This window comes from Brevibacterium sp. LAARM3_SD1 (genome assembly GCF_057364765.1).
In genome coordinates, this window is record NZ_JBNFOL010000013.1 from 54,201 (window position 1) to 75,021 (window position 20,821).

Genomic DNA, 20,821 nt, shown 5'->3' on the forward strand with positions numbered 1-20,821 from the left:
CATCGCGAGGTGGTCCGCCCGTGGCTCGAAGAGCTGGAGCTCCCGCCGCTGGCTTGAACGCCTGCGCTTTGCGCACTGCCGAGTCCGGCAGCGCTGCAGTCGACGCTGCCGGGCTGGTCCTCAGCCGAGAGTCCGCCCCCACCTCAGCCGAGCTTGCGGACGAGCACGTCCGAGTCGCCATTGCGACCGACGGACACGAATCCGTGGTCGGCATAGAGTTTCGCTGCCCCGTTGCCGTCTTCGACGGACAGGCTCACGGCCGGGAATCCGCTCATCCGCACCAGCGCACAGACGGTGTCGAGGAGGGCACCGCCGATTCCCTGCCCCTGGTGGTCGGGCAGCACTGCCATCGAAAGTTCGGGGATGTCGGCGGCTACCCAGCCGTAACCGGTGAAGGGCACATGATCGTCGCTCGGCGTCAGGTCTGTGGCAGGTTCACTCGACTCAGCATTCGCGTCATCGCCGGTGACGACCTCACTGCGAACCACCTCGGTGCCGGTCTTGCCCAAGGCCGCTGCGAAGTCCCCGCCCACCCGTTCGTCGGCTTTCCCGACGACGTCGTCGATATCGGCCAGGCGCACCCAGGCGAGTCCGATGATCGGCGACTGCGCATCGGCTTCGGCGTGCGCGGCGACGGCGATGTCACCGTCACGACCCCAGTCGCGGAAGTAGAAGACGGCATCGCTGCGGTGGCGGAGGTCCTCGAGCTCGATCCGAGGTTTGTCCATCGACCAGTTGAAGCACAGGTCGACGAACGGCAGGAAGGTCTCGTCATCGGTCTCGGCCGGCAGCGGACGGATACGTCCGCGCAGGGAGGAGGCGGCCGCCTCGGCGGAGGAGTTCTGCGAATCAGCGGAAGTGTTCTGCGGATCATGAGCGTCAGTGTGTGCAGCGTTCATGAGATTCCTTTCTCGACGGCGCGTTCGATCCACGCCCGGTTGCGTACTCGCCAGCCCAGGGTCAGGGCGCGGAAACCGACGAATCCGATGCAGAAGCCGGCCCAGAGCCCGGGGGCTCCCGGCCAGATGTTGACGATCGGGATGAGCAGAATCGCGTATCCGATCACAGCGACCAATTGTGCCAGAGCCAGGTATCTCGCGTCCTCAGCTCCCATGAGCACACCGTCGAGGACGAAGACGTACCCGGCGATCGGCATGCTCAGCGCCAACACCGGCAGGAGCGCGGCCAGTGCCGACACCACCGCGGGGTCTGAGGCGAAAGCGCGCGGGATGATTCCGGATCCGGCGAACAGGACGATGCCGACGGCGATGCCGAAGACGATCCCCCACAGGCACAGGCGGCGGTTGATCGCGGCGACCGCCTCGGTGTTCTTCTTACCCAGCTCGAGGCCGATCATCGCCTGGCCTGCGATAGCCAGCGAGTCGAGGGCGAGCGCGAGAGCGAAGAAGATGCTCTGAGCAACCTGGATCGCGGCGAGGTCCGTCGTGCCCATCGCCGTCGCCAGGAAGACGAGGAGGATGAGTGCGGCACGCAGCGAGGCGTTGCGCACGAGCAGCCACCCGGAGGTCTTCGCCGAGGTGAACACGCCTGTCCAATCCGGGCGGATGCCGGCGCGGAAGCGGCGGGCCGCGCGGATGGAGATGGTGAGGTAGACCGCGCACATTCCGGCCTGAGCGAGGACCGTGCCCATCGCCGATCCTGCGACTCCCAAGTCGAGGCCGTAGATGAAGAATGCGTTGAGGCCGATATTGGCGACGCAGCCGGCGGCCGCGACGATCAGCGGGGTCTTCGTGTCCTGGAGGCCGCGCAGCAGGCCGGTGGCGGCGATGACCACGAGCATGAACGGCAGTCCCCACCATGAGATCGCCAGGTAGGAGTGTGCACCCGCGGTGATGGACGGTTCCGGGTCGAACGCCCCGATTGCAGTAGGCAGCAGCGGCAGACCGACGATGATGAGCAGGACGGAGGTGCCCAGCGCCAGCCAGATTCCATCGAACCCGGCCGTGATCGCGCCCGGCTGGTCCCCCGATCCCATCCGTTTGGCCACCCGTGGTGTCGTGGCATAGGCAAGGAAGATCATCAGACCGAGCACCGTCTGCAGGATCGTCGAGGCGATCGCCAGCGATCCCAGGGCACCGGCACCGAGGTGGCCGACCATGGCCGTGTCGGTGAGCAGGAAAATGGGTTCGGCGATCAGGGCTCCGAGTGCGGGAAGAGCCAAACGGAGAATGTCCTTGTCGATCGCTGCCACGTCCCCGATTCTAGCGAACCGAGGCGGTGGGGTGAGCCTGTCGCGAACCGGTTGTGCGGCGGGCCTGTCGCGATCGGTCACTGCAGGTCAGTTGTGGGTTCAAGCCCGATCGCGGTGTCGTGTCAGTGCCGAACTGTAGAGTCAGAGGACAAACAGATCAGTACCGATTCAGACAGCTCTGAATCAGTCACTATCGGACGAAATAGTATTTTCGTTCTATTTGTAATCGGATTGTGACATTCATTCATACGCTCAGATTATATAATTGAGATAGGCAACTTCCCCGATGACCAACTTCCACAGCGGCGTGGAGAGGTGAAAGACCGATGAAGCACATCGGAGACAACGACGGACGGGAATTCGGCCTGCCCGCCGTTCCCCCTGCTGAGGCAGACCACCGGACTCTGTCCCAGTTCCGTCGGGCCCACGGACGTCGCTTGGAGATCGCCCAGGACAATGAGCTCGTCTCCCTGCTGGGCACCTATTCACAGAGCAGCCTCGCCCAGATCCGTTCCTTCGTCGCCACCAGCCATGTCGTCGCCCAAGACGTCGCTTATGCCCTCGGGCTCACGGGCAGTCAGCCCGACTCGGTCTACGAGTTCGCGTCATTCACCAGGACTGCCACACGCTACAACCAGTCCGAGAACAAGGGAACTGAAGTCGACCCCAGCAGCGACGACTGCATAGTCGACGTGCCTGCCGACGACGTGTTCTCATCGCGCAGAGCCTGGACCCGTCGAGAAACACTGGCAATGGCACAGGCAGTTGCCCAGGTCGAAGCCGAAACCGGGACGAAGATCGGCGTAGTCTCAGGACGGAAGAAGAATCGTGCCGTCGGCCGCCGCCATCGTCGAGTGCGGAAGCTCGCCGAGGAGTTCCTGACCGACCCCGCTCTCCTACCGGACTTTCCCGGCTATGACCCGAAGCTGACCTTCTTCACGTGGCTGCGCGGCAACGTCGAGCCGACCGAGGCCGGCGTCTATTCGAGTCTCCTCGGCGCAACAACGAGCAACGCTCTCAGGCACATGACCTCGTCGATGACGCTGACCCACGGACTGCCGAAATTCCTCAAACGATGCCTGGACGGAGACTTCACAATCGAGCACGTCGATTGCGTGACTCGCGCGTGCCGTGACCTGCACTTCGAACATCTCCCGAAACTCGACGACTATCTGGCGCGCAGCGCGCCGACATTACGATCGAGACGTTCAAGCGCTCGGTCGCCCTGCAGATCTCGGTGCTGCAGCCGGCCGTGGACACGCTGAAGAGCGTTTCACTGCGGCGCCGGGTCGACTTCAGCACCGGCGACGACGGAACCGCGTACCTCACTCTGACCGGGCCTGCCCCTGAGCTGCAGGCGTGCTTCAGAAGGCTCGATGCCTTCGCCCGGGCAGTTCATAAGAACAATACGAACGCGTTCTCGAGTCAGCTGAAAGCAGGCGACTGCTTCGATGAGGAGCGTTCGATCTCAGCACTGATGTTCGACATTCTCACGCGCACGCGCCCACAGATGAAGCTGCGCATCATCAGCACGAACGCGACGGACAACGAGTCGACGAGCACCGATTTCTCTCTCGATGGTCTCTTCGCCGGACCCGACGGCACCCCGATGCACGAAGGCGAGGCCCTGCTCGACTACATCGAGCGGGTGTTCGACGACCTGCGCACGAACGGATACGCAGGACAGACACAGTCTGCGCCAGCGGATTCGGGAGGCTGCGCACACACCGAATCCAACCCCCTGAATTCCGTTGGCCATGGTGAATCTGATGATGCAACCCGCACGCCGCAAGTCGATTCCTGCCAGGCGCCCACCACTCCGGCCGACCGCGCTTTCGAATCCCAACTGCTCGAGGCCATCCTCAGCAGCAACAGCACCACGGATCGCGATACGGCCGAAGCACTCTCGAATCTCATCGGCTCGCAGTCCAGCGGAGCTCGCCCCACGGCCGAGGGATCCGAAGCTGCAGCATCGGGCGCCGTCGACGCCTTCGGCAATCCGATCCTCGATGCCGGCGAGCGCCGCATCAGCTTCGAATTCCTTCTCGACATGCCGACCAATGAGTCTTGGCTGGCGAATCAGGCCAGCACCTTCATCACCGTTCCCATGCTGACTCTGCTCAGCCAATTCCAGTCTGATGACGACGGCCAGCCGCCACCGAACTCAGATCCCCCAAGCCCACCGCCTCCACCCGTCGATACCTCAGATCCGCCACCACCAGCCACCGGTCCCCCGGTACCACCACAGGTAGAACCACGACCGTCCCCACTCTCCACCGCACAGTCAGCACCTCATACACCGCTGACTTCAGGTGAGGTGTGCGATCTGGCGGGCATGCTTCCAAACGGGTCACCGATCCCAGCCGACATGGCACGGCGGGTCGCCGGCTACTCCACTACCTGGACCCGGCTGCTGACCGACCCGGCGACCGGAACTCCTGTCGATGCGAAGGCAACGTCCTACGCAATTCCCAACAGCGTCCGCAAGACTCTTGTTGCTCAGTTCGTCACATGCACTTTTCCGGGATGCACTCAACCGGCTGAGGTGACAGAGGTCGCCCATATCGACCCGTTCAATCACTCCGACCCGACTCAGGGTGGTCTCACCCGCTTCGGAAATCTCCACTGCCTCTGCAAGGCGCACCACTTGCAGAAGACCAACGGCAACTTCGACGTGCGGATGGCCGAGCCCGGCCACCTGGAGTACGTATTCCGCAAGGGCGTCTCCGTGGAGGTCGTCTCACCGGATAACCCCATAAGCGTTGAGCATGCCCGGCTCTTCCTCGAACGATTCGGCGCTGGCATCTACCGGGCAGGTCGAGCAATCGCACCGGAGCACACGAGCATTGTCGATCCACTTGCCCGCGAGCATGTTCCTGCCTCCGAGCGCGATTCCAAAGCCGAGTGCGAAACCGCTGCTGAGCGTGATTCCGATGCCGAGCGTGGAACCGCTGCTGAGAGTGCCCCCGACACTGAGACAGCATCTGTCGACAATGGCAGTGCAGCCGCGAAGCACCCCGTTCCCGGCGATCGGAAGCAGGCGCGAGAATGTCCCGAACCAGCTGCGGCCGACGGAACACCCGGTTGGAGGGAACTCCTTGCCGAGGACCTCTGCGCGTTCACACCCAACCCTGCGGACTGTAACCCTGAGAAGGCACGTGGCACCGAGCCTGCAGACCAGGAGGACGAGGAGAGCTCCGAGTTGCGCGACTGGTTCTGGGACTCGGGCGAACCTCCGCCGTTCTGAGCTGAGTCCTACCTCGTGATCGCGAACACGGAAAGGGCCGACGACACTCAGATCAGAAACGATCCGAATATCGTCGGCCTTCCAGGTTCAGCGACAGTGTTGCCCTGTTCCGGCTGAACGGTTGGTTGAATGCCTCAGCAGACTTCGAACAGTCCGGCCGCACCCTGTCCGCCGCCGATGCACATCGTGACGACGACGTACTTCACTCCGCGGCGACGCCCCTCGATGAGGGCGTGTCCGACAAGACGAGCGCCAGTCATCCCATAAGGATGTCCGACGGAGATGCCGCCGCCGTCGACGTTGTATTTCTCCGGATCGATGCCAAGCCGATCACGGCAGTACAGTGCCTGCACAGCGAACGCTTCGTTGAGCTCCCACAGGCCGATGTCGTCGATCGACAGACCATGGGTCTTCAGCAGCTTCGGAATGGCGAAGACGGGCCCGATGCCCATTTCGTCCGGCTCACAGCCGGCCACGGCCATGCCGCGGTAGACGCCCAGCGGTTCGAGTCCGCGACGGCTGGCCTCATCGCTCGACATGACCACCGAAGCGGATGCTCCGTCGGAGAGCTGAGAGGCGTTGCCGGCGGTGATGCTCGGAACCTTCGACGCCACACCGGGTTCGAGCACCGGGTTGAGTCCGGCCAGGCTCTCCAGAGTCGTCGACGGGCGATTGCCCTCGTCGGCTTCGAGCAGCACATCCTGACGCGAGGTCTCCTTTGTCTCCTTGTCGACGACGACCTTCGTCGTCGGCAGAGGCACGATCTCGTCGTCGAACCGTCCGGCCTCCTGAGCGGCGGCGGTACGCTGCTGCGAAGACAGGGAGTACTCGTCCTGAGCTTCTCTGCTGACGCCGTAGCGTTCGGCCACGACCTCGGCCGTGGCCAGCATCGGGTAGTAGATGCCAGGAATGCGTTCCACGAGCCACGGATCCTTGGCCCGGAACGTGTTCATCTTGTCATTCTGGACCAGCGACACCGACTCCACGCCACCGCCGACGGCGATCTCCTGACCGTCGAAGAGGACCTGCTTCGCCGCGGTCGTAATGCCCATCAGCCCGGAAGCACACTGCCGGTCGATCGACATGCCCGGAACCGTCACAGGAAGCCCGGCTCGCAGTGCCGCCTGCCGAGCGACATTCGTCCCTTGGCTGCCCTGCTGCAGAGCGGCACCGAAGGCGACGTCCTCGACCTCACCGCCTTCCAGACCGGCGCGCTCCACAGCATGCTTGATCGCATGGCCGGCCAACTCCTGAGCCTGGGTGTCGTTGAAGGCACCACGGTAGGCCTTGCCGATCGGCGTGCGAGCCGTCGACACAATCACTGCTTCTCTCATGGGTCTCACCTTTCGAAGATGTTCGTTGACTCGTCGTGATGACGGCGGCGATCAGTCCTTCGGACCGCCGGCGACGTAGATGACCTGACCGGAGACGAAGCCGGCTCCCTCGGAGGCGAGGAACGATGCAGTGTGAGCAATGTCCTCGGGCTTTCCCGATCGGGCAACGGGGATCTGCTGGACCGAGGCCTCAACGAAGTCCTCGAAGCCCATGCCCACACGCTCGGCGGTGGCCTTGGTCATATCCGTTTCGATGAAGCCGGGAGCAATGGCGTTCGCGGTGATGCCGAACTTGCCGAGCTCGATCGCCCAGGTCTTCGTGATGCCCTGGATGCCGGCCTTGGCAGCGGAGTAGTTCGTCTGTCCGCGGTTGCCCTGTGCCGAAGTGGACGACATCGAGATGATGCGGCCGAACTTCTCTTCGACCATGTAGGACTGCACGGCCCGCGCCATGAGGAAAGCTCCGCCGAGGTGGACGGAGAGGACCTTGTTGAACTCCTCGTGAGTCATCTTGAACAGGAGGTTGTCGCGCAGGATTCCGGCATTGTTGACCAGGACGGTCGGCGCGCCGAGTGTCTCGGCAACCTGCTTGACCGCGGCATTGACCGAGTCCTCGTCAGAGACGTCGGCCTCGAGGCCGAGGGCTTCGCCGCCGGCGTCCTTGATGGCGGCAACGGTCTCGTCGGTGGGGCCCATATCGAGAACGGCGACCTTGAGTCCGTCGGCTCCGAGTCGCTTGGCGATGGCGGCTCCGATGCCGCGGCCTCCACCGGTGACGATTGCTGTACGAGTCATGAACAAGCTCCTAAAGATGATGTTGCGTCATTGCCGAGGGGAACCGAGTGGGCACCTGCGGTTCGCGTCTGCATCGGACCTGATGTGATGCAGATCTCTCATGCAGCTATGCCCACTGTAGACCAATTCCGTCACTGAACGATTGTTTGCTCACTTTTCAGACACATGGCCAGGTCGAACGCTTCAGAACCGCAGAGCCGATCTGAGAAGTTCGGCACGCATGCAGTCCGACCTCGCCTTATGTTCTCCGAGCCTGGACCAGCCCCGAACATTATCGAACGTTCAAAAATCTAGCCCAAAACCATTGACTTCACCAGAGTGATTTGGAAATGTTCACACCAGTCGAAGTCCATTACGGATTGACGACGACTCCGGGAACTGTCACTGACGACGTCCCGGACACCGTGTGGAGCGAACCCGCTCCAGGAGCTTTTCGAAGGAGAAAAGATGAACTCTGTCTCGCGAAGTCGCCGCCGGAGACTATCGGCAGCAGCAGCTTTGGGCGCAATCGCATTGACTGCCACAGCCTGCGGAGGCGGTGGCGGTTCAGGTGAGAGCGACACGGTCGTCATCGGCTATACAGGACCGCTCAGCGGCGGTGGCGCCGCATACGGTGAGAACGTCAAGATCGGTCTCGAAATGGCCATCGACGATCTCAATGCAGACGGGGTCGAGGTCGATGGCAATCCCGTGACCCTTGAGCTGAAGTCCCTCGACGACAAATACGCACCGTCCACCGCCGCGAGCAATGCTCAGCGGTTGGCCGATCAGGACAAGGCCCCTGTGGTCGTCTCCCCGAACGCCGGAGCAATCAAGGCGATTCAGCAGATCAACAGCGGCAGGTCGAACTTCCTCATCTCTGCGTACACGTCCGATCCCGCGATCGTGCAGGCGGACAACCCCCTGACGATGATGATCCCTCCGAATTTCGAATCCTATGCTGAGGAATTCTCCGAGACTGCCATGGAACACGGGGGCAAGAAGCTCGCTCTGCTCGGAACTCAGAGTGAGTACGGGCAGCAGTGGACCAAGTCGATCAAGGACGCGTGGAGCGAAGCCGGCGGGAAGATCGGCGGCGACAACAGCGTTGACTACGCAACTGTGTCCGATTTCGCGGGCCCTGTCTCGAAAGCCCTGTCGGAGAAGCCCGATGCGATCTTCGTCGGCGGACCATCCCAACCGACAGCATTGATCATGGAAGAAGCTCGCAAGCAGGGCTTCGAGGGCAGCTTCCTCGTCATGGATCAGGCAAAGCTGGATGAGATGGCCACGGTGACGAAACTCGACAATCTCAAGAATTCTGTCGGCGTTCTGCCGGTTTCCGAATATGAAGATCCCGGCACTAAGGACTTCCTGAAGAAGTTCGCTGAGAAGGCCGGAGAGAAGAAGGTTCCGACCAGCGAAACGGCGCTGAACTACCAGGGCATTGCCATCGTCGCGAAGGCGATGGAGGTTGCGGGGACAACGGACGACCCGGAGAAGATTCGCGAAGCCATCGGTGAAGCGCTGCCAGAGGTCGATGACAAGTACAAGGTCAATGGCTTCCCCGACGAGATCACAGAGCAGGGACACCTCCTCAATCCCGATCTGGAGGCGACGTTCCTCAATGAGGACGGCAAATACACCAAGGTGCCGATCGAACAGGTATCCGACGATAAGTAACTTCCGTCAGCGGCTGTATTGAAGGTGAGGCGCATGAGTGCGCCTCACCCGGCCGAACTCATGCCTGCAGAGGACCCGACTGATCATGACCCTCTTCATCCAACAGCTCTTCAACGGCCTCGCGCTGGGCGGTGTCTACTGCCTCGCTGCGATCGGTCTGACACTGGTTTTCGGAGTGCTGCGCATTCCCAACCTGGCTCACGGTGCGCTGTATATGCTCGGCGCGTACATCACCTATTTCTTCCTCACGACCGTCGGCGTTCCCTATATCGCCGCGATCGGCATTGCGGCGATCATGCTCTTCGTCGTCGGTGTCGGGCTCGAACGCCTCGTATTCCATCCCTTGCGCAACTCCCCGCATACTCACCACATGATCGCGGCCGTCGGTGCGATGTTCTTCTTCCAGGCCCTGGCTCAAGCGATCTGGGGAGCCGACTTCCGACGTATGGACACGCCGATCACCGGCGAACTGCGCATCCTCGGCGCCGAAATCTCTGCGCAGAGGATCGTCATCATCGTCACCGCGGTGATCGTCTTGGCGCTGTTGGCGATGTTCATCAAGCGGTCCATCCACGGCCAGACGATCGAAGCGATCGAACAGGACCGCGTCGGTGCATCGCTGGTCGGCATCAACCCGTCGATGGTATCGATGCTGACGCTGGGGCTGTCCGCCCTGCTGGCCACGATCGCGGCGGGCCTCGTCGCACCGATCAATCTCCTGTCTCCGACGATGGGCGATGCGCTCAACCTCAAAGTGTTCGCCATCATCATCCTCGGTGGTCTGGGGTCGCTTCCGGGCGCCATCGTCGGCGGATTCGCACTCGCCATCGCCGAGACGATGACGGCGACCTACATCTCCTCAGCTGTCGGAGAGGCCGTGGCATTCGTCGTTCTCGTCGCTGTGCTGGCCATCAAACCGAACGGCCTGTTCACGAAGGCGGTGCAGCGATGAGCTCAATGAAGAATCCTCGGATCATCGGCACCATCGCCGTCATCGTCCTGCTCGGCCTGACGCCCCTGGCGTTTGCGCAGGAGAACTACACGATGCGAGTAATCACCGTCGGCATGTGCGCGGCGATCGCTGTCTACGGCCTCAACATCATCCTCGGCTTCACGGGACAGCTGAACCTCGCCCAAGGCGGGTTCTTCGGCATCGGCGCCTACGGAGTCGGGCTGCTCACCACCGATTACGATTGGAGCTTCTGGACCGCATTCGTCGCAACCGTCATCGGAACTGCGGTCATCGGCTACCTCTGCGGGCTGATCGCCCTGCGCACGAAGGATGAGTACTTCGCCATCTTCACAATGGCCATCGGCTTCATCATCTTCCTCGTCATCAGCCGTTGGGAGTCCGTCACTCACGCACATTCCGGCGTCAACAACGTGAAGTTCCCCGAAGGCGGAGGACTCATCGACTTCGAATCTCCGGTTGCGATGTTCTACCTGGTCTTCGCCATCCTGCTCGTGTGCATCTACACGACGTACGCGATTCGGCGCTCGAGTGTGGGTCGCACGCTGCTGAGCATCAGGACGAGCGAAGATCTGGCGGATGCGATAGGTGTGCGCGTCGGATTCAGCAAACAGCTCGCATTCGCCGCCTCGGCTGTCCTCGGAGGAATCGGCGGCGGACTCTACGCAACTGTGGTCGGATTCATCGGCCCCCATGCGGCATCGATCGACAAGACCTTCGAATTCCTTATGTTCATCCTCGTCGGAGGCATGGGCACTGTCGCAGGTCCGCTGCTCGGAAGCATGATCGTGACATTCCTGTTCGAACTGTTCCAAGACTTCCAGGCCTATCGATTCATCGTGCTGGGACCCATCATCGTCGCCCTCGTGATCTTCGCACCGCGGGGAATCGTCGGATACCTCGGCGGATTCGTCGACAAACGCAATCGACGACGAAGGAGTGCAGAGGCCCGCGGTTCAGAATACAACGAGTCCTCACGATCGGATTCAGCCGCCTCAGTCGGCACCAACTCCGAGGAGGAGAAATGACGCTGCTCGAAATTCGCGGTCTCGGTAAGCGCTTCGGCGGGCTCGACGCGGTCAAGGACGTGAGCCTGGACGTTGAAGCGGGTCAGATCACCGCGGTCATCGGTCCCAATGGTGCCGGCAAGTCAACGCTGTTCAACCTCGTCCACGGCTTCTATCGGCCCACGGCAGGGACCATCAGCTTCAAAGGCGAGGACATCACGCATTCGTCCCCGCACCGTACCGTAGCCGGCGGCATCGCCCGGACATTCCAGACGACGAACCTGTTCGATGACAGCACCCTGTTGGAGAACGTCCTGGCCGGACGGATCGTCCGCTCGAAGTCCAATGTCTTCGACGCCGTCTTCCACACGCCGCGCCACCGTCGTGAATCACGCATCAACGAAGACAAGGCGATGGAAGCTCTTGAGTACTGCGGGGTCGCGGAGTACCGACACGATCTGGCGTCGAATGTTCCGCAGGAGGTGCAGAAGCGCACTGCGGTAGCAATGGCACTGGCCACGGAGCCCGAACTGCTGCTGCTCGACGAGCCCGCCGGCGGCATCCCCGAAGAGGAGACTGTCGATTTCGGCGACCTCATTCGATCATTGCCGCAGCGAGGGGTCTCCGTCCTGCTCGTCGAACACAAGATGACGATGATCATGGACCTCGCGGACACGATCCTCGTCCTCGACCACGGACAGAAGCTGGCACTCGGCGCACCGGCGGAGATCCAATCCGATCCGAACGTCATCCGCGCCTACCTCGGTTCGACTGCACAGGAGGAGAACTGATGCTCACGCTCGACAATGTCAGCACCGGGTACGATGCCACCGATGTGCTCCATGGGGTGAGTATCACCGCGCAGCCTGGAGAGCTCACCGTGGTGCTCGGCGCGAACGGCTCAGGAAAGACGGCTCTCTTCAAGACCATCAGCGGACTGATGCGGGTTCGGTCAGGATCGATCGCCTATGAGGGCCGTCAGCTTCATCGAGCGCGCCCCAATGCCATCGTCAAGGCCGGTATCGCGCACTGTCCCGAAGGTCGCCATCTGTTCGGCAAGATGTCGGTGGAGAAGAATCTGCGTCTGGGGTCGTACCCCCACCGGAACAAGTCGCGAACCGAAGAGATCTACGCTGACGTCCTCGACATGTTTCCGATCCTCAAGGAGAAGGCGAAGCAGCCGGCAGGCTCCCTGTCCGGCGGACAGCAGCAGATGGTCGCAATCGGCCGGGCATTGATGTCGGATCCGAGCCTGCTGATCCTCGACGAGCCGTCGATGGGCTTGGCTCCCATCGTCGTCGAGCAGGTCCTCGAGTCGGTCGCTCAGATCAATCGGAACGGTATCGGAGTCCTGCTCAGTGAGCAGAACGCGAAGGCGTCACTGGCGATCGCCCACCGGGGATACGTGCTGGCCGAGGGGCGGATCGTCCTCGCTGATGATGCCTCACGACTGCTCGACAATCCCGACGTGCAGGCGGCCTACCTGGGCCTCTGACTAACGTAAGCCGCCTTTCAGTTGAGGGCGGCGATATCGCGGAAACGAAATCTCGCCGAGGCGGCTTGGCCACCTCGGCGAGATTACGTTGAGCTATTCTGCCAGATCGTTGAGACCCTCGGTCACGCTCGTTCAGTGCGGCGGATTCATCAAGACCGACTTCCATTCCGTCTGACTCATCACGGTCAAAATTCAGCCAGCCGGACACATCATTGGAGACGTTGCCCGCTGTCTCACTCGTCGAGGAATCGGGAGACGTCCCCGGCTCCGACGCGGGCCACCTCGGGGAACTTTCCGGTGAAGTCGACGACCGAGGTCGGCACGACTCCGGGGACTCCGGACTCGATGACGATGTCGAGGTCATTGCCGAGCTGGTCCATGACATCCTCGGCGTGGGTCAGCGGATCCTCGTCGCCGGGCAGCAGCAGAGTCGATGACAGGATCGGCTCCCCCATCGCTTCGACGAGGGCGAGGGCCGTGACGTTCTGCGGAATACGAGCGCCGACCGAATGCTTCTTCGGATGCATCATCCGGCGCGGTACTTCCTTCGTCGCCTTCATGATGAACGTGTAGGGTCCCGGCGTCATCGACTTGATGGCTCGGAAGTCGGAATTGTCGACGATGACGAACTGACCCAGCTGGGCGAAGTCGTGGCACATCAGCGTGAATGGTGCTTCGAGCCGAGGTGCCGAATGCGGGTGATCCGCTCGATGCCTTCCTTGTTGTCCAGGGCGCAGCCGAGGGCGTAACAGGAATCCGTGGGATAAGCGATCAGGCCACCGTTCCTGAGTGACTCAGCGGCCTTCTCGATCAGTCGGTCCTGCGGGTTCTCCGGATGGATATTCAGTAGTGTCGCCATACTTCATGCTAACCACTCTGCCGCCACAGTGCGAGGGGTCACCCGCAGACGCTCCTCAGCGCACGAGGCTGGGTATCGTCAGACCGCAGCCTCGGGCTTCTTCAGGCCTTTGACCAGCTCGGCCCGCGCGGTGTTCGGATCAGAGGCGAGGAGGATATTCACCCACCTGGCTCTCGGATCCGCGTCGACGAGCAGAGCCTTGATGAGCAGGGTGGCCGGCAATGCCAGCAGCGCGCCGAGCCAGCCGAGGACCCATACCCAGAACAGAAGTGACAGGAACGACACCAAGGGAGTGACGCCGACGGATTCGCCCGTGAACTTCGGCTGGATGATCGACTGGATGACGAAGTTGAGCACGCTGTAGGCGATGACCACCCACAGCGCCGACTGCCATCCGCTGTCGACCAGCGCCAGCAGTGCCGGCGGGAGAAGGCCGATGACGAAGCCGATGTTCGGAATGTAGTTCGTCAGGAATGCCAGCACGCCCCACACCCAGATGAGCGGAACGTCGATGATCGCCAAGGCGATGACGTCGAGGAATGCGACGATGAGACCGAAGACCGTGGCCACCACCCAGTAGCGGCGGACACCGCTGGCGAAATCACCGATCGACGCCGACAGCGTGGGCTTCACATCGAGCAGCATCGCCATCCGCTTGTCGATGCCCATCGAATCCATCGCCACGAAGAACACCGCCATGATCACAGTGGTCAACAGGCCCGCAACCGACGACAGATTCGTCAGCAGCGGGTAGACGGCGTCGAGGACGGAGCGGACGTCGAAGGCCGAGAGCTGCTGCTGGATCACCGAGGAGGTCACCCCGATGTCCGAGAGCAGCGCCAACGCATTCTGGTACGTGTTGACGAGTTCGTTGCTGTAGCTGGGGATGAGGATGACGAGCTCGGCGACCGACCACGCGGTGAGGCCGAAGAACGCGAAGATCATGCACAACACGAGCACGACCGAGATGCACGCCCCGATCGCCCGCGGCACCTTGACCCGGGTAAGCAGCCGCTGCACCGGGTAGACGACGATGTAGAAGTTCAGCGCGAGGAACACCGGAGCCACGATGTCCTGGAGCCCGCGGAAGAACATCAGCGCATACGCCAGCCCTGCCAGCGTCACCGCGATCATCAGCGCTCGCGCCGGCGGCCGCGCGTGCCAGGGCCGCTTCTCTCCTGCGGGGTCGGACTCTGGTGCGGATTCTGGTGCGGATTGTGCGCCGGATGCCGTGCCCGATTCTGCGCTGGAAGAATTGGATCCCACCATCACCGAGGCGGCCGACGCAGACGGATCCCCCGCCGAGGCGGCAGGTCGGGAGGCGGCCCCCGCCGAGGCGGTGGGTCCGGCCGACCCCGGCTCAGCCGCCGGTCGTGAGGACGACGCAGACTCATCTGGGCGCGCGGTATCGCCGGTTCGTCCGGTTCGCCCGGTCGCACCGTCTGCGGCACCCGGCGCCTTCGCCTGCTCGTCCTCGTTCATTCAGCGTCCCCGACGCTTCTCGCGGATGCGCATCGACACCTCGATGGGGGTGCCCTTGAAGCCGAAGGTCTCACGCAGACGGCGGATGATGAACCGCCGATAACCGGGGTCGAGGAATCCGGTGGTGAAGAGCACGAACTTCGGCGGACGCGACTGCGCCTGAGTGCCGAAGAGGATGCGCGGCTGCTTGCCGCCGCGCACCGGGTGCGGGTTGGCCGCGACGAGCTCACCGAGGAACGCATTGAGTCGTCCCGTCGGAATGCGGGTGTCCCAGCCCTCGAGAGCGGCCTCCATCGCCGGCACGAGCTTCTCCGCGTGACGTCCGGTCTTCGCCGAGATGTTCACGCGCGGTGCCCACGCCACATGGCCGAGGTCCCGTTCGATCTCTCGCTCGAGGTAGAAGCGGCGTTCGTCATCGAGCAGATCCCATTTGTTGAATGCCAGCACCACGGCACGTCCCGCCTCGACGGCGGTCGTGACGATGCGGACGTCCTGCTCGCTCAGCGGGTCCTGGACCTCCATGAGGACGAGGGCCACCTCGGCGCGTTCGAGCGCGGTCTGCGTACGGAGTGCGGCATAGAAGTCGGCGCCGCTGGCCTGATGAGCGCGACGGCGGATGCCGGCGGTGTCGACGAAGCGCCACTGCTTCCCACCGAGCTCGATGAGCTCGTCGACGGGGTCACGAGTGGTGCCGGCGACATTGTCCACGAGCACCCGGTCGGAGCCGATGAGCTGGTTGAGCAGGGACGACTTGCCGACGTTCGGACGGCCGACGAGGGCCACACGACGCGGTCCGCCCTCCTCGACACGGGTGTCGACGGCCGAGACCTCCGGCAGGATCGTGAGCACTTCGTCGAGCAGGTCGGCGACTCCCCGACCGTGCAGAGCAGAGACGGTCCACGGCTGGCCGAGGCCCAAGCCCCAGAGTTCGGCGGCCATGAGCTCGCCGCGTTCGTCATCGACCTTGTTCGCGGCGAGGAGCACCGGCTTCTTCTTCCGGCGCAGCATCTTCACGACCATCTCATCGGTCGAGGTCGGACCGGTCGTGGCATCGACGACGAGGAGGACGGCATCGGCCATGTCCACGGCGACCTCGGATTGGATCGCAATCCGCGAGGCCATGCCCTTCGAGTCCTGATCCCACCCGCCGGTGTCGACGAGGGTGAACTCCTTCGTGTTCCACTCCGCCCGGTAGCTCACGCGGTCACGGGTGACTCCGGGAACATCCTCGACGACGGCTTCACGGCGGCCGAGGATGCGGTTGACCAGCGTCGACTTGCCGACGTTGGGGCGGCCGACGACGGCCAGCACCGGTGCGGCACCGAGGGTCGCGTCTTCGTCTTCGTCGAAGCCGTAGGCGCGCAGCAGCGCACGGTCCTCGTCTTCGAGCTCATAGCTTTCGAGTCCGGCCTCGAGCGCGGTCGCCCGCTGCTCGGCCTCCTCGTCGCTGATGCTCTCGACGCGGTCGACGAGGTCTTCGTCAGGTGTCTCGTGGAATTCGGATTCGCTCATTGTGAGTCCTTCACCAGCTGCAGCACCGTTTCGACCACCTGGTCGAAGTCGATGTCGCTGGTATCGAGTGTGAACACTCCGTCGGCGGCCTCTAAGAAGCTCGTCGTGGCGGAGTCCTTGGCGTCACGGCCCGTGACGAGGTCTTGGGTGGCGGCGATCGCCTCGGCGTCGGCATTGCCGTGCACTTCCTTCGCCCGGCGGGCCACACGGACCTCGTCGCGGGCGGTCATGAGGATGCGCACATCGGCATCGGGTGCCACCACGGTCGTGATGTCCCGGCCTTCGACGACGATGCCCTCGGGCGCGGCGGTGATGTAGGCTCGCTGCATCTCGATGAGCTCCTCGCGGGCGTCGATGACGCCGGAGACAGTCTGCACGTTCGCCGACACTTCCTCACCGCGGATCTCCTCGGTGACGTCGATATCGTCGACGGAGACGAAGAATTCGTCGGGGCTCAGCGAGATCTCCAGATCCGCACCGCGCACCTGCTCGAGCACGTCGACGGGGTCGGTGACCCCGCGGTTGAGGCACAGCCACGCCATCGCCCGGTACATCGCACCGGTGTCCAGGTACTGGTATCCCAGCCGACGCGCCACCTCCTTGGCGGTGCTCGACTTGCCCACTCCGGACGGTCCGTCAATGGCTACGACGCTCATGCAGTTCCTTCTTTCTCGATGGCGGATTCGGGGATCTGCCATCCCTTCGACAGCAATCCGATCTCCAGCTCCTGCTGGATGGCCGGGACAACGGACACGTCGACCATGCCCAGTTTCCGACCGGAGGCGTGATCCATCCGGAAGTCCTCGACATTGACGCCGAGGTCGCCGATGTCCTTGAACAGCCGGGCCAGCATTCCGGGCGTATCCGGAACCAGGATCGTGACAACAGCATAGGTGGTCGGCGGCTGCCCGTGCTTGCCGGGAATCCGGTCGTGTCCCTCATTGCCCAAGGCGATCGCCTTGGCGAGCAGTCCCGTCGACCCGGGTCCGAGTTCGAGTGCGCCGATGACCTCGTCGAGCTCGGTGCGCAGATCGATGAGCACGGAGCGGACCTCCTCGGCGTTCCCGGTCAGGATCTGCGTCCACAGTCCCGGGTCCGAGGCGGCGATGCGCGTGACATCGCGCAGCCCCTGCCCGGCCAGCGAGATCTCCTCCAGAGGCGCGTGCCGCAGCTGAGAGGCGACGAGGGAGGCGACGATCTGCGGGACGTGCGAAACCTTCGCAACTGCGGCATCGTGGATGCGTGGGTCGAGGTGGAGCACCGAGGCGCCCGTGTCCTCGGCCATGGCGATGACCTCGCCGAGGCGGTCGGCCGGGGTGTCGTCGTCCGAGCAGATCACCCAGGGTCGGGCCGTGAACAGGTCCGACTGGGCGGCGATCGCCCCGGACTTCTCGCGCCCGGCCATCGGATGGCATCCGATATAGCGATCGAGCTGAGTGCCCGTGACCAGCCCCCGCACCGACTCGAGCAGGCGGGTCTTGACGCTGGCGACGTCGGTGACCGTGGCATTCGGGTAGTCCTCGAGCGCCGAGGCGATGACCCGAGCGGCGACGTCGGGCGGGGTGGCGACGACGACGATGTCCGGGTGCGCGGCAGGCGACGCAGCGTCGGTGGCACCGGTCGGGTCGGCCGCCTCGGCGACGGTTGTCTTCGAGTTGAGGACCTGACCGGCACCGAGGTCCGCGGCGAGCTGCTGCGCGGTCGGTGAGGTGTCTTCGAGGGTCACCTGATGGCCGTTTGCGCTCAGCGCCAACCCCAGGCTGGCACCGAGCAGGCCGGTGCCGATGATGTGGACTCTCACAGACCGACGGCCTCGAACAGTGCGCCGACCTCATCGGAGCGCAGCGGGCGGATCTTGCCCTGCTTCTGCTCGTCGAGGACGATCGGTCCGAACTTCAGCCGCACGAGACGCTCCACCGGGTGGCCGATCTCGGCGAGCAGGCGGCGCACGACGCGGTTGCGGCCGGAATGGAGGGTGAGTTCGACGACGGACTTGCCCGGGGTCGAATCGACGAGCTTGAAGTCATCGACCTTGACGAAACCGTCTTCGAGGTCGATTCCGGCCTTGAGGATGGCTCCGGCGTCCTTCGCCAGCTGACCCTTGACCTTCGCGATGTAGGTCTTCGGAATCTCGTAGCGCGGGTGGGCGAGGCGGTTGCTCAGCTCCCCGTCGTTGGTGAGCAGGATGATGCCTTCGGTCTCCGTGTCGAGGCGACCGACGTGGAAGAGGCGCTCCGTGTTGTTGCGCACGTAATCGGCCAGGCAGGGTCGGCCCTCGGGATCGCTCATGGTCGACACGACGCCCGCGGGCTTGTTGAGCACGAGGTAGACCTTCTTGGTCTGTGTCGAAATTCTCACTGTGTCCACGTACACGGACTGCGTTTCGGGGTCGATCCGGGTGCCCAGTTCGGTCACGATGCTGCCGTCGACCTCGACGCGGCCGTCGACGATGAGCTGCTCACAGGCACGACGTGATCCCAGGCCCGCCTCGGCGAGCACCTTCTGCAGCCGCACACCCCCGCTGACGTGGGCATCCGATGCCTGACCGGCACCCGAACCGCCCTTGTTGGAGGCCTGATCGGCCGTCGCTGCGCGCTGTTTTCGGCTGGGTCGGTTCTGGCGCCCGCCGGGGGCGCGGTGATCACGGTAGGGACTCATACTTCCATTCTCTCAAATCAATCAGCGACTCGTGACATCTCGGCGGACGAATCAGTTTCATCGTCGAGATCGTCGTCGAGGGCGCCGTCGATCTCGGCGAGCACCTCGGTGTCCTCTGCACCGAGTTCGGCGACATCGGCGTCTTCGGGCAGGTAGGGGGCGATATCGGGCAGATCGTCGATCGCATTCATGCCCATCGTGTCGAGGAACGTACGCGTGGTGGCATAGAGCAGCGCCGAGGTGGACGCCTCCTTGCCGGCTTCGACGATGAGTCCGCGCAGCAGCAGGGTGCGGATGACGCCGTCGACGCTGACTCCGCGGATGGCGGCGATGCGGGGCCGGGAGATCGGCTGCCGGTAGGCGATGACTGCGAGGGTCTCGAGGGCGGCTTGGGAGAGCTTCGCGCTCTGTCCGGCGGTGAGGAAGTCCTTGACGACTTCGTGGTAGTCGCCGCGGGAGAAGATACGGAAGCCTCCGGCGACGTGGCGGATCTCGAACCCGCGCTGCCGCCGGTTGTCATCTCCGTCGTAGTCGGCTTTGAGGGTGCGGATGGCTTCGAGGACGGTGTCCTCGTCGAGGCCGAGGGAGCCGGCGAGGTCTTCGGCGGTCACAGCCGAATCGGTGATCATGAGCACGGCTTCGATGCCGGCGAGGATCTCGTCATCGATCATGAGTGTTCCCCTTCTTCGTCGCCGCTCCAGTCACCCTCGGTGCGCAGGTCGACTCCGTCTTCATTCATCTCGGTCCGGTGGATGAGCAGCCGTCCCAATGGCTCGGGCTGGTCGAAGTCGCAGAGGCCGACCTTGAACAGCTCGAGCAGGGCGAGGAACCGCGCCACGACCACCAGAGTGTTCTCGGCAGATTCGAGCAGATCCTGGAAGTCGACGTCTCCGACGCGCAACAGGGAGAGGATGTGCCCGCGCTGCTCGGACACGCTGACCAGCGGCAGGTGGATGTGGTCGACGGCCACGCTCGGCGGGGTGTGATCGCGTTGGAGCACGGTGGCGAAGATTCCGGCCAGCTCACCTGGGCCGATGTTGAGCTCCAACGGCGGCAGCACGTCTTGGAACTCCGGTTCGAGGTCGACGTCACGTGGAGCGCGGATCGACCCGGCGGCCATCGCCTCGGCCAGATAACCGGACACGGACTTGTACGCCTTGTACTGCAGCAGCCGGGCGAAGAGCAGATCGCGGGCCTCGAGCAGTTCGAGGTCGAGGACCTCTTCTCCCTCTTCGTGCGGCAGCAGCCGTGCGGTCTTGAGGTCGAGCAGGGTCGCCGCGACGAGGAGGAACTGGGAGATCTCGGCGAGATTCGCCTGATCCTTCAGTTCGGTGGTGTAGGCGATGAACTCATCGGTGACCTCGGCCAGGGCGATCTCCGTGACGTCGAGTCGACGCTTCGAGATCAGACCGAGCAGCAGGTCGAAAGGGCCGGTGAAGTTGTCCAACCGCACCTGGAATCCCTGCGCGGCATCATCGCCGGAGACTACTTCGCTGCCGGAGGCAGAGCCCTCGCCGGAAGCGACTTCGGCACCCGCGGATGCTTCGCCGGAAACGACTTTCACATCACCAGCGACTGCATCGCCCGC

Annotated in this window: 18 protein-coding genes and 1 pseudogene; 7 read left to right on the plus strand and 12 right to left on the minus strand. The window is 63.5% G+C overall.

Annotated features, from left to right (window positions below; all coding sequences use genetic code 11):
• Window positions 1-143: 143 nt before the first annotated feature.
• Together AC2W7L_RS09435 and AC2W7L_RS09440 are read right to left on the minus strand one after the other, a co-directional pair.
• On the minus strand, window positions 144-899 hold the full coding sequence (locus tag AC2W7L_RS09435; protein ID WP_486004247.1) for a GNAT family N-acetyltransferase: 756 nt from the start codon (window positions 897-899) through the stop codon (window positions 144-146).
• On the minus strand, window positions 896-2,212 hold the full coding sequence (locus AC2W7L_RS09440; protein WP_486004248.1) for an MATE family efflux transporter: 1,317 nt from the start codon (window positions 2,210-2,212) through the stop codon (window positions 896-898). Before AC2W7L_RS09440 ends, AC2W7L_RS09435 begins: the two co-directional genes overlap by 4 nt.
• 326 nt (window positions 2,213-2,538) lie before the next feature.
• On the opposite strand from AC2W7L_RS09440, the gene AC2W7L_RS09445 reads away from it, so the two are divergent.
• Both AC2W7L_RS09445 and AC2W7L_RS09450 read left to right on the plus strand, forming a co-directional pair.
• The gene (locus AC2W7L_RS09445) at window positions 2,539-3,477 is read left to right on the plus strand and encodes a hypothetical protein (RefSeq protein ID WP_486004249.1); all 939 of its coding nucleotides are present in this window, start codon (window positions 2,539-2,541) and stop codon (window positions 3,475-3,477) included.
• On the plus strand, window positions 3,465-5,459 hold the full coding sequence (locus AC2W7L_RS09450) for an HNH endonuclease signature motif containing protein (protein WP_486004250.1): 1,995 nt from the start codon (window positions 3,465-3,467) through the stop codon (window positions 5,457-5,459). The genes AC2W7L_RS09445 and AC2W7L_RS09450 overlap by 13 nt, the downstream gene beginning before the upstream one ends.
• Window positions 5,460-5,593: 134 nt before the next feature.
• On the opposite strand, the gene AC2W7L_RS09455 is transcribed toward AC2W7L_RS09450, so the two are convergent.
• Together AC2W7L_RS09455 and AC2W7L_RS09460 are read right to left on the minus strand one after the other, a co-directional pair.
• Entirely contained in the window at window positions 5,594-6,793 is a 1,200-nt protein-coding gene (locus tag AC2W7L_RS09455; RefSeq protein ID WP_486004251.1) for an acetyl-CoA C-acyltransferase, read from the minus strand.
• A 51-nt stretch (window positions 6,794-6,844) separates the two neighbouring features.
• Entirely contained in the window at window positions 6,845-7,588 is a 744-nt protein-coding gene (locus AC2W7L_RS09460; protein WP_062243154.1) for an SDR family oxidoreductase, read from the minus strand.
• Between the two features lie 447 nt (window positions 7,589-8,035).
• Between AC2W7L_RS09460 and AC2W7L_RS09465 the strand changes: the two genes are divergently transcribed.
• The 5 genes from AC2W7L_RS09465 to AC2W7L_RS09485 all read left to right on the plus strand — a co-directional run bounded on the left by AC2W7L_RS09465 (window position 8,036) and on the right by AC2W7L_RS09485 (window position 12,722).
• Complete coding sequence (locus AC2W7L_RS09465) at window positions 8,036-9,250, plus strand: ABC transporter substrate-binding protein (RefSeq protein ID WP_486004252.1); 1,215 nt, start codon at window positions 8,036-8,038, stop codon at window positions 9,248-9,250.
• Between the two features lie 85 nt (window positions 9,251-9,335).
• Complete coding sequence (locus tag AC2W7L_RS09470; RefSeq protein WP_062243160.1) at window positions 9,336-10,202, plus strand: branched-chain amino acid ABC transporter permease; 867 nt, start codon at window positions 9,336-9,338, stop codon at window positions 10,200-10,202.
• Window positions 10,199-11,248: a branched-chain amino acid ABC transporter permease gene (locus AC2W7L_RS09475; protein WP_486004253.1), complete on the plus strand. Its 1,050-nt coding sequence runs from the start codon at window positions 10,199-10,201 to the stop codon at window positions 11,246-11,248. Before AC2W7L_RS09470 ends, AC2W7L_RS09475 begins: the two co-directional genes overlap by 4 nt.
• Window positions 11,245-12,018 carry an ABC transporter ATP-binding protein gene (locus AC2W7L_RS09480; protein WP_083532666.1) on the plus strand — a complete coding sequence of 258 codons (774 nt, stop codon included), beginning with the start codon at window positions 11,245-11,247 and terminating at the stop codon, window positions 12,016-12,018. The genes AC2W7L_RS09475 and AC2W7L_RS09480 overlap by 4 nt, the downstream gene beginning before the upstream one ends.
• Entirely contained in the window at window positions 12,018-12,722 is a 705-nt protein-coding gene (locus AC2W7L_RS09485; RefSeq protein WP_486004254.1) for an ABC transporter ATP-binding protein, read from the plus strand. The genes AC2W7L_RS09480 and AC2W7L_RS09485 overlap by 1 nt, the downstream gene beginning before the upstream one ends.
• 233 nt (window positions 12,723-12,955) lie before the next feature.
• Here AC2W7L_RS09485 and AC2W7L_RS09490 read toward each other — a convergent pair.
• The 8 genes and pseudogenes from AC2W7L_RS09490 to AC2W7L_RS09525 all read right to left on the minus strand — a co-directional run bounded on the left by AC2W7L_RS09490 (window position 12,956) and on the right by AC2W7L_RS09525 (window position 20,797).
• Window positions 12,956-13,581, minus strand: a pseudogene (locus AC2W7L_RS09490) (L-threonylcarbamoyladenylate synthase).
• A gap of 78 nt (window positions 13,582-13,659) precedes the next feature.
• Window positions 13,660-15,063 carry an AI-2E family transporter gene (locus AC2W7L_RS09495; protein WP_486004255.1) on the minus strand — a complete coding sequence of 468 codons (1,404 nt, stop codon included), beginning with the start codon at window positions 15,061-15,063 and terminating at the stop codon, window positions 13,660-13,662.
• Window positions 15,064-16,575 carry a ribosome biogenesis GTPase Der gene (gene der, locus AC2W7L_RS09500; protein ID WP_486004256.1) on the minus strand — a complete coding sequence of 504 codons (1,512 nt, stop codon included), beginning with the start codon at window positions 16,573-16,575 and terminating at the stop codon, window positions 15,064-15,066.
• Window positions 16,572-17,231: a (d)CMP kinase gene (gene cmk, locus AC2W7L_RS09505; protein ID WP_039208284.1), complete on the minus strand. Its 660-nt coding sequence runs from the start codon at window positions 17,229-17,231 to the stop codon at window positions 16,572-16,574. Before cmk ends, der begins: the two co-directional genes overlap by 4 nt.
• On the minus strand, window positions 17,228-18,376 hold the full coding sequence (locus tag AC2W7L_RS09510) for a prephenate dehydrogenase (RefSeq protein ID WP_486004257.1): 1,149 nt from the start codon (window positions 18,374-18,376) through the stop codon (window positions 17,228-17,230). The genes cmk and AC2W7L_RS09510 overlap by 4 nt, the downstream gene beginning before the upstream one ends.
• Window positions 18,373-19,233 (minus strand): pseudouridine synthase, encoded by an 861-nt coding sequence (locus AC2W7L_RS09515; RefSeq protein ID WP_486004258.1) that lies wholly within the window; start codon window positions 19,231-19,233, stop codon window positions 18,373-18,375. The genes AC2W7L_RS09510 and AC2W7L_RS09515 overlap by 4 nt, the downstream gene beginning before the upstream one ends.
• Before the next feature lie 17 nt (window positions 19,234-19,250).
• On the minus strand, window positions 19,251-19,904 hold the full coding sequence (gene scpB, locus AC2W7L_RS09520; protein ID WP_486004259.1) for an SMC-Scp complex subunit ScpB: 654 nt from the start codon (window positions 19,902-19,904) through the stop codon (window positions 19,251-19,253).
• Window positions 19,901-20,797, minus strand: a complete 897-nt coding sequence (locus tag AC2W7L_RS09525) for a segregation and condensation protein A (RefSeq protein WP_486004260.1) — start codon at window positions 20,795-20,797, stop codon at window positions 19,901-19,903. The genes scpB and AC2W7L_RS09525 overlap by 4 nt, the downstream gene beginning before the upstream one ends.
• Between the last annotated feature and the right edge of the window lie 24 nt (window positions 20,798-20,821).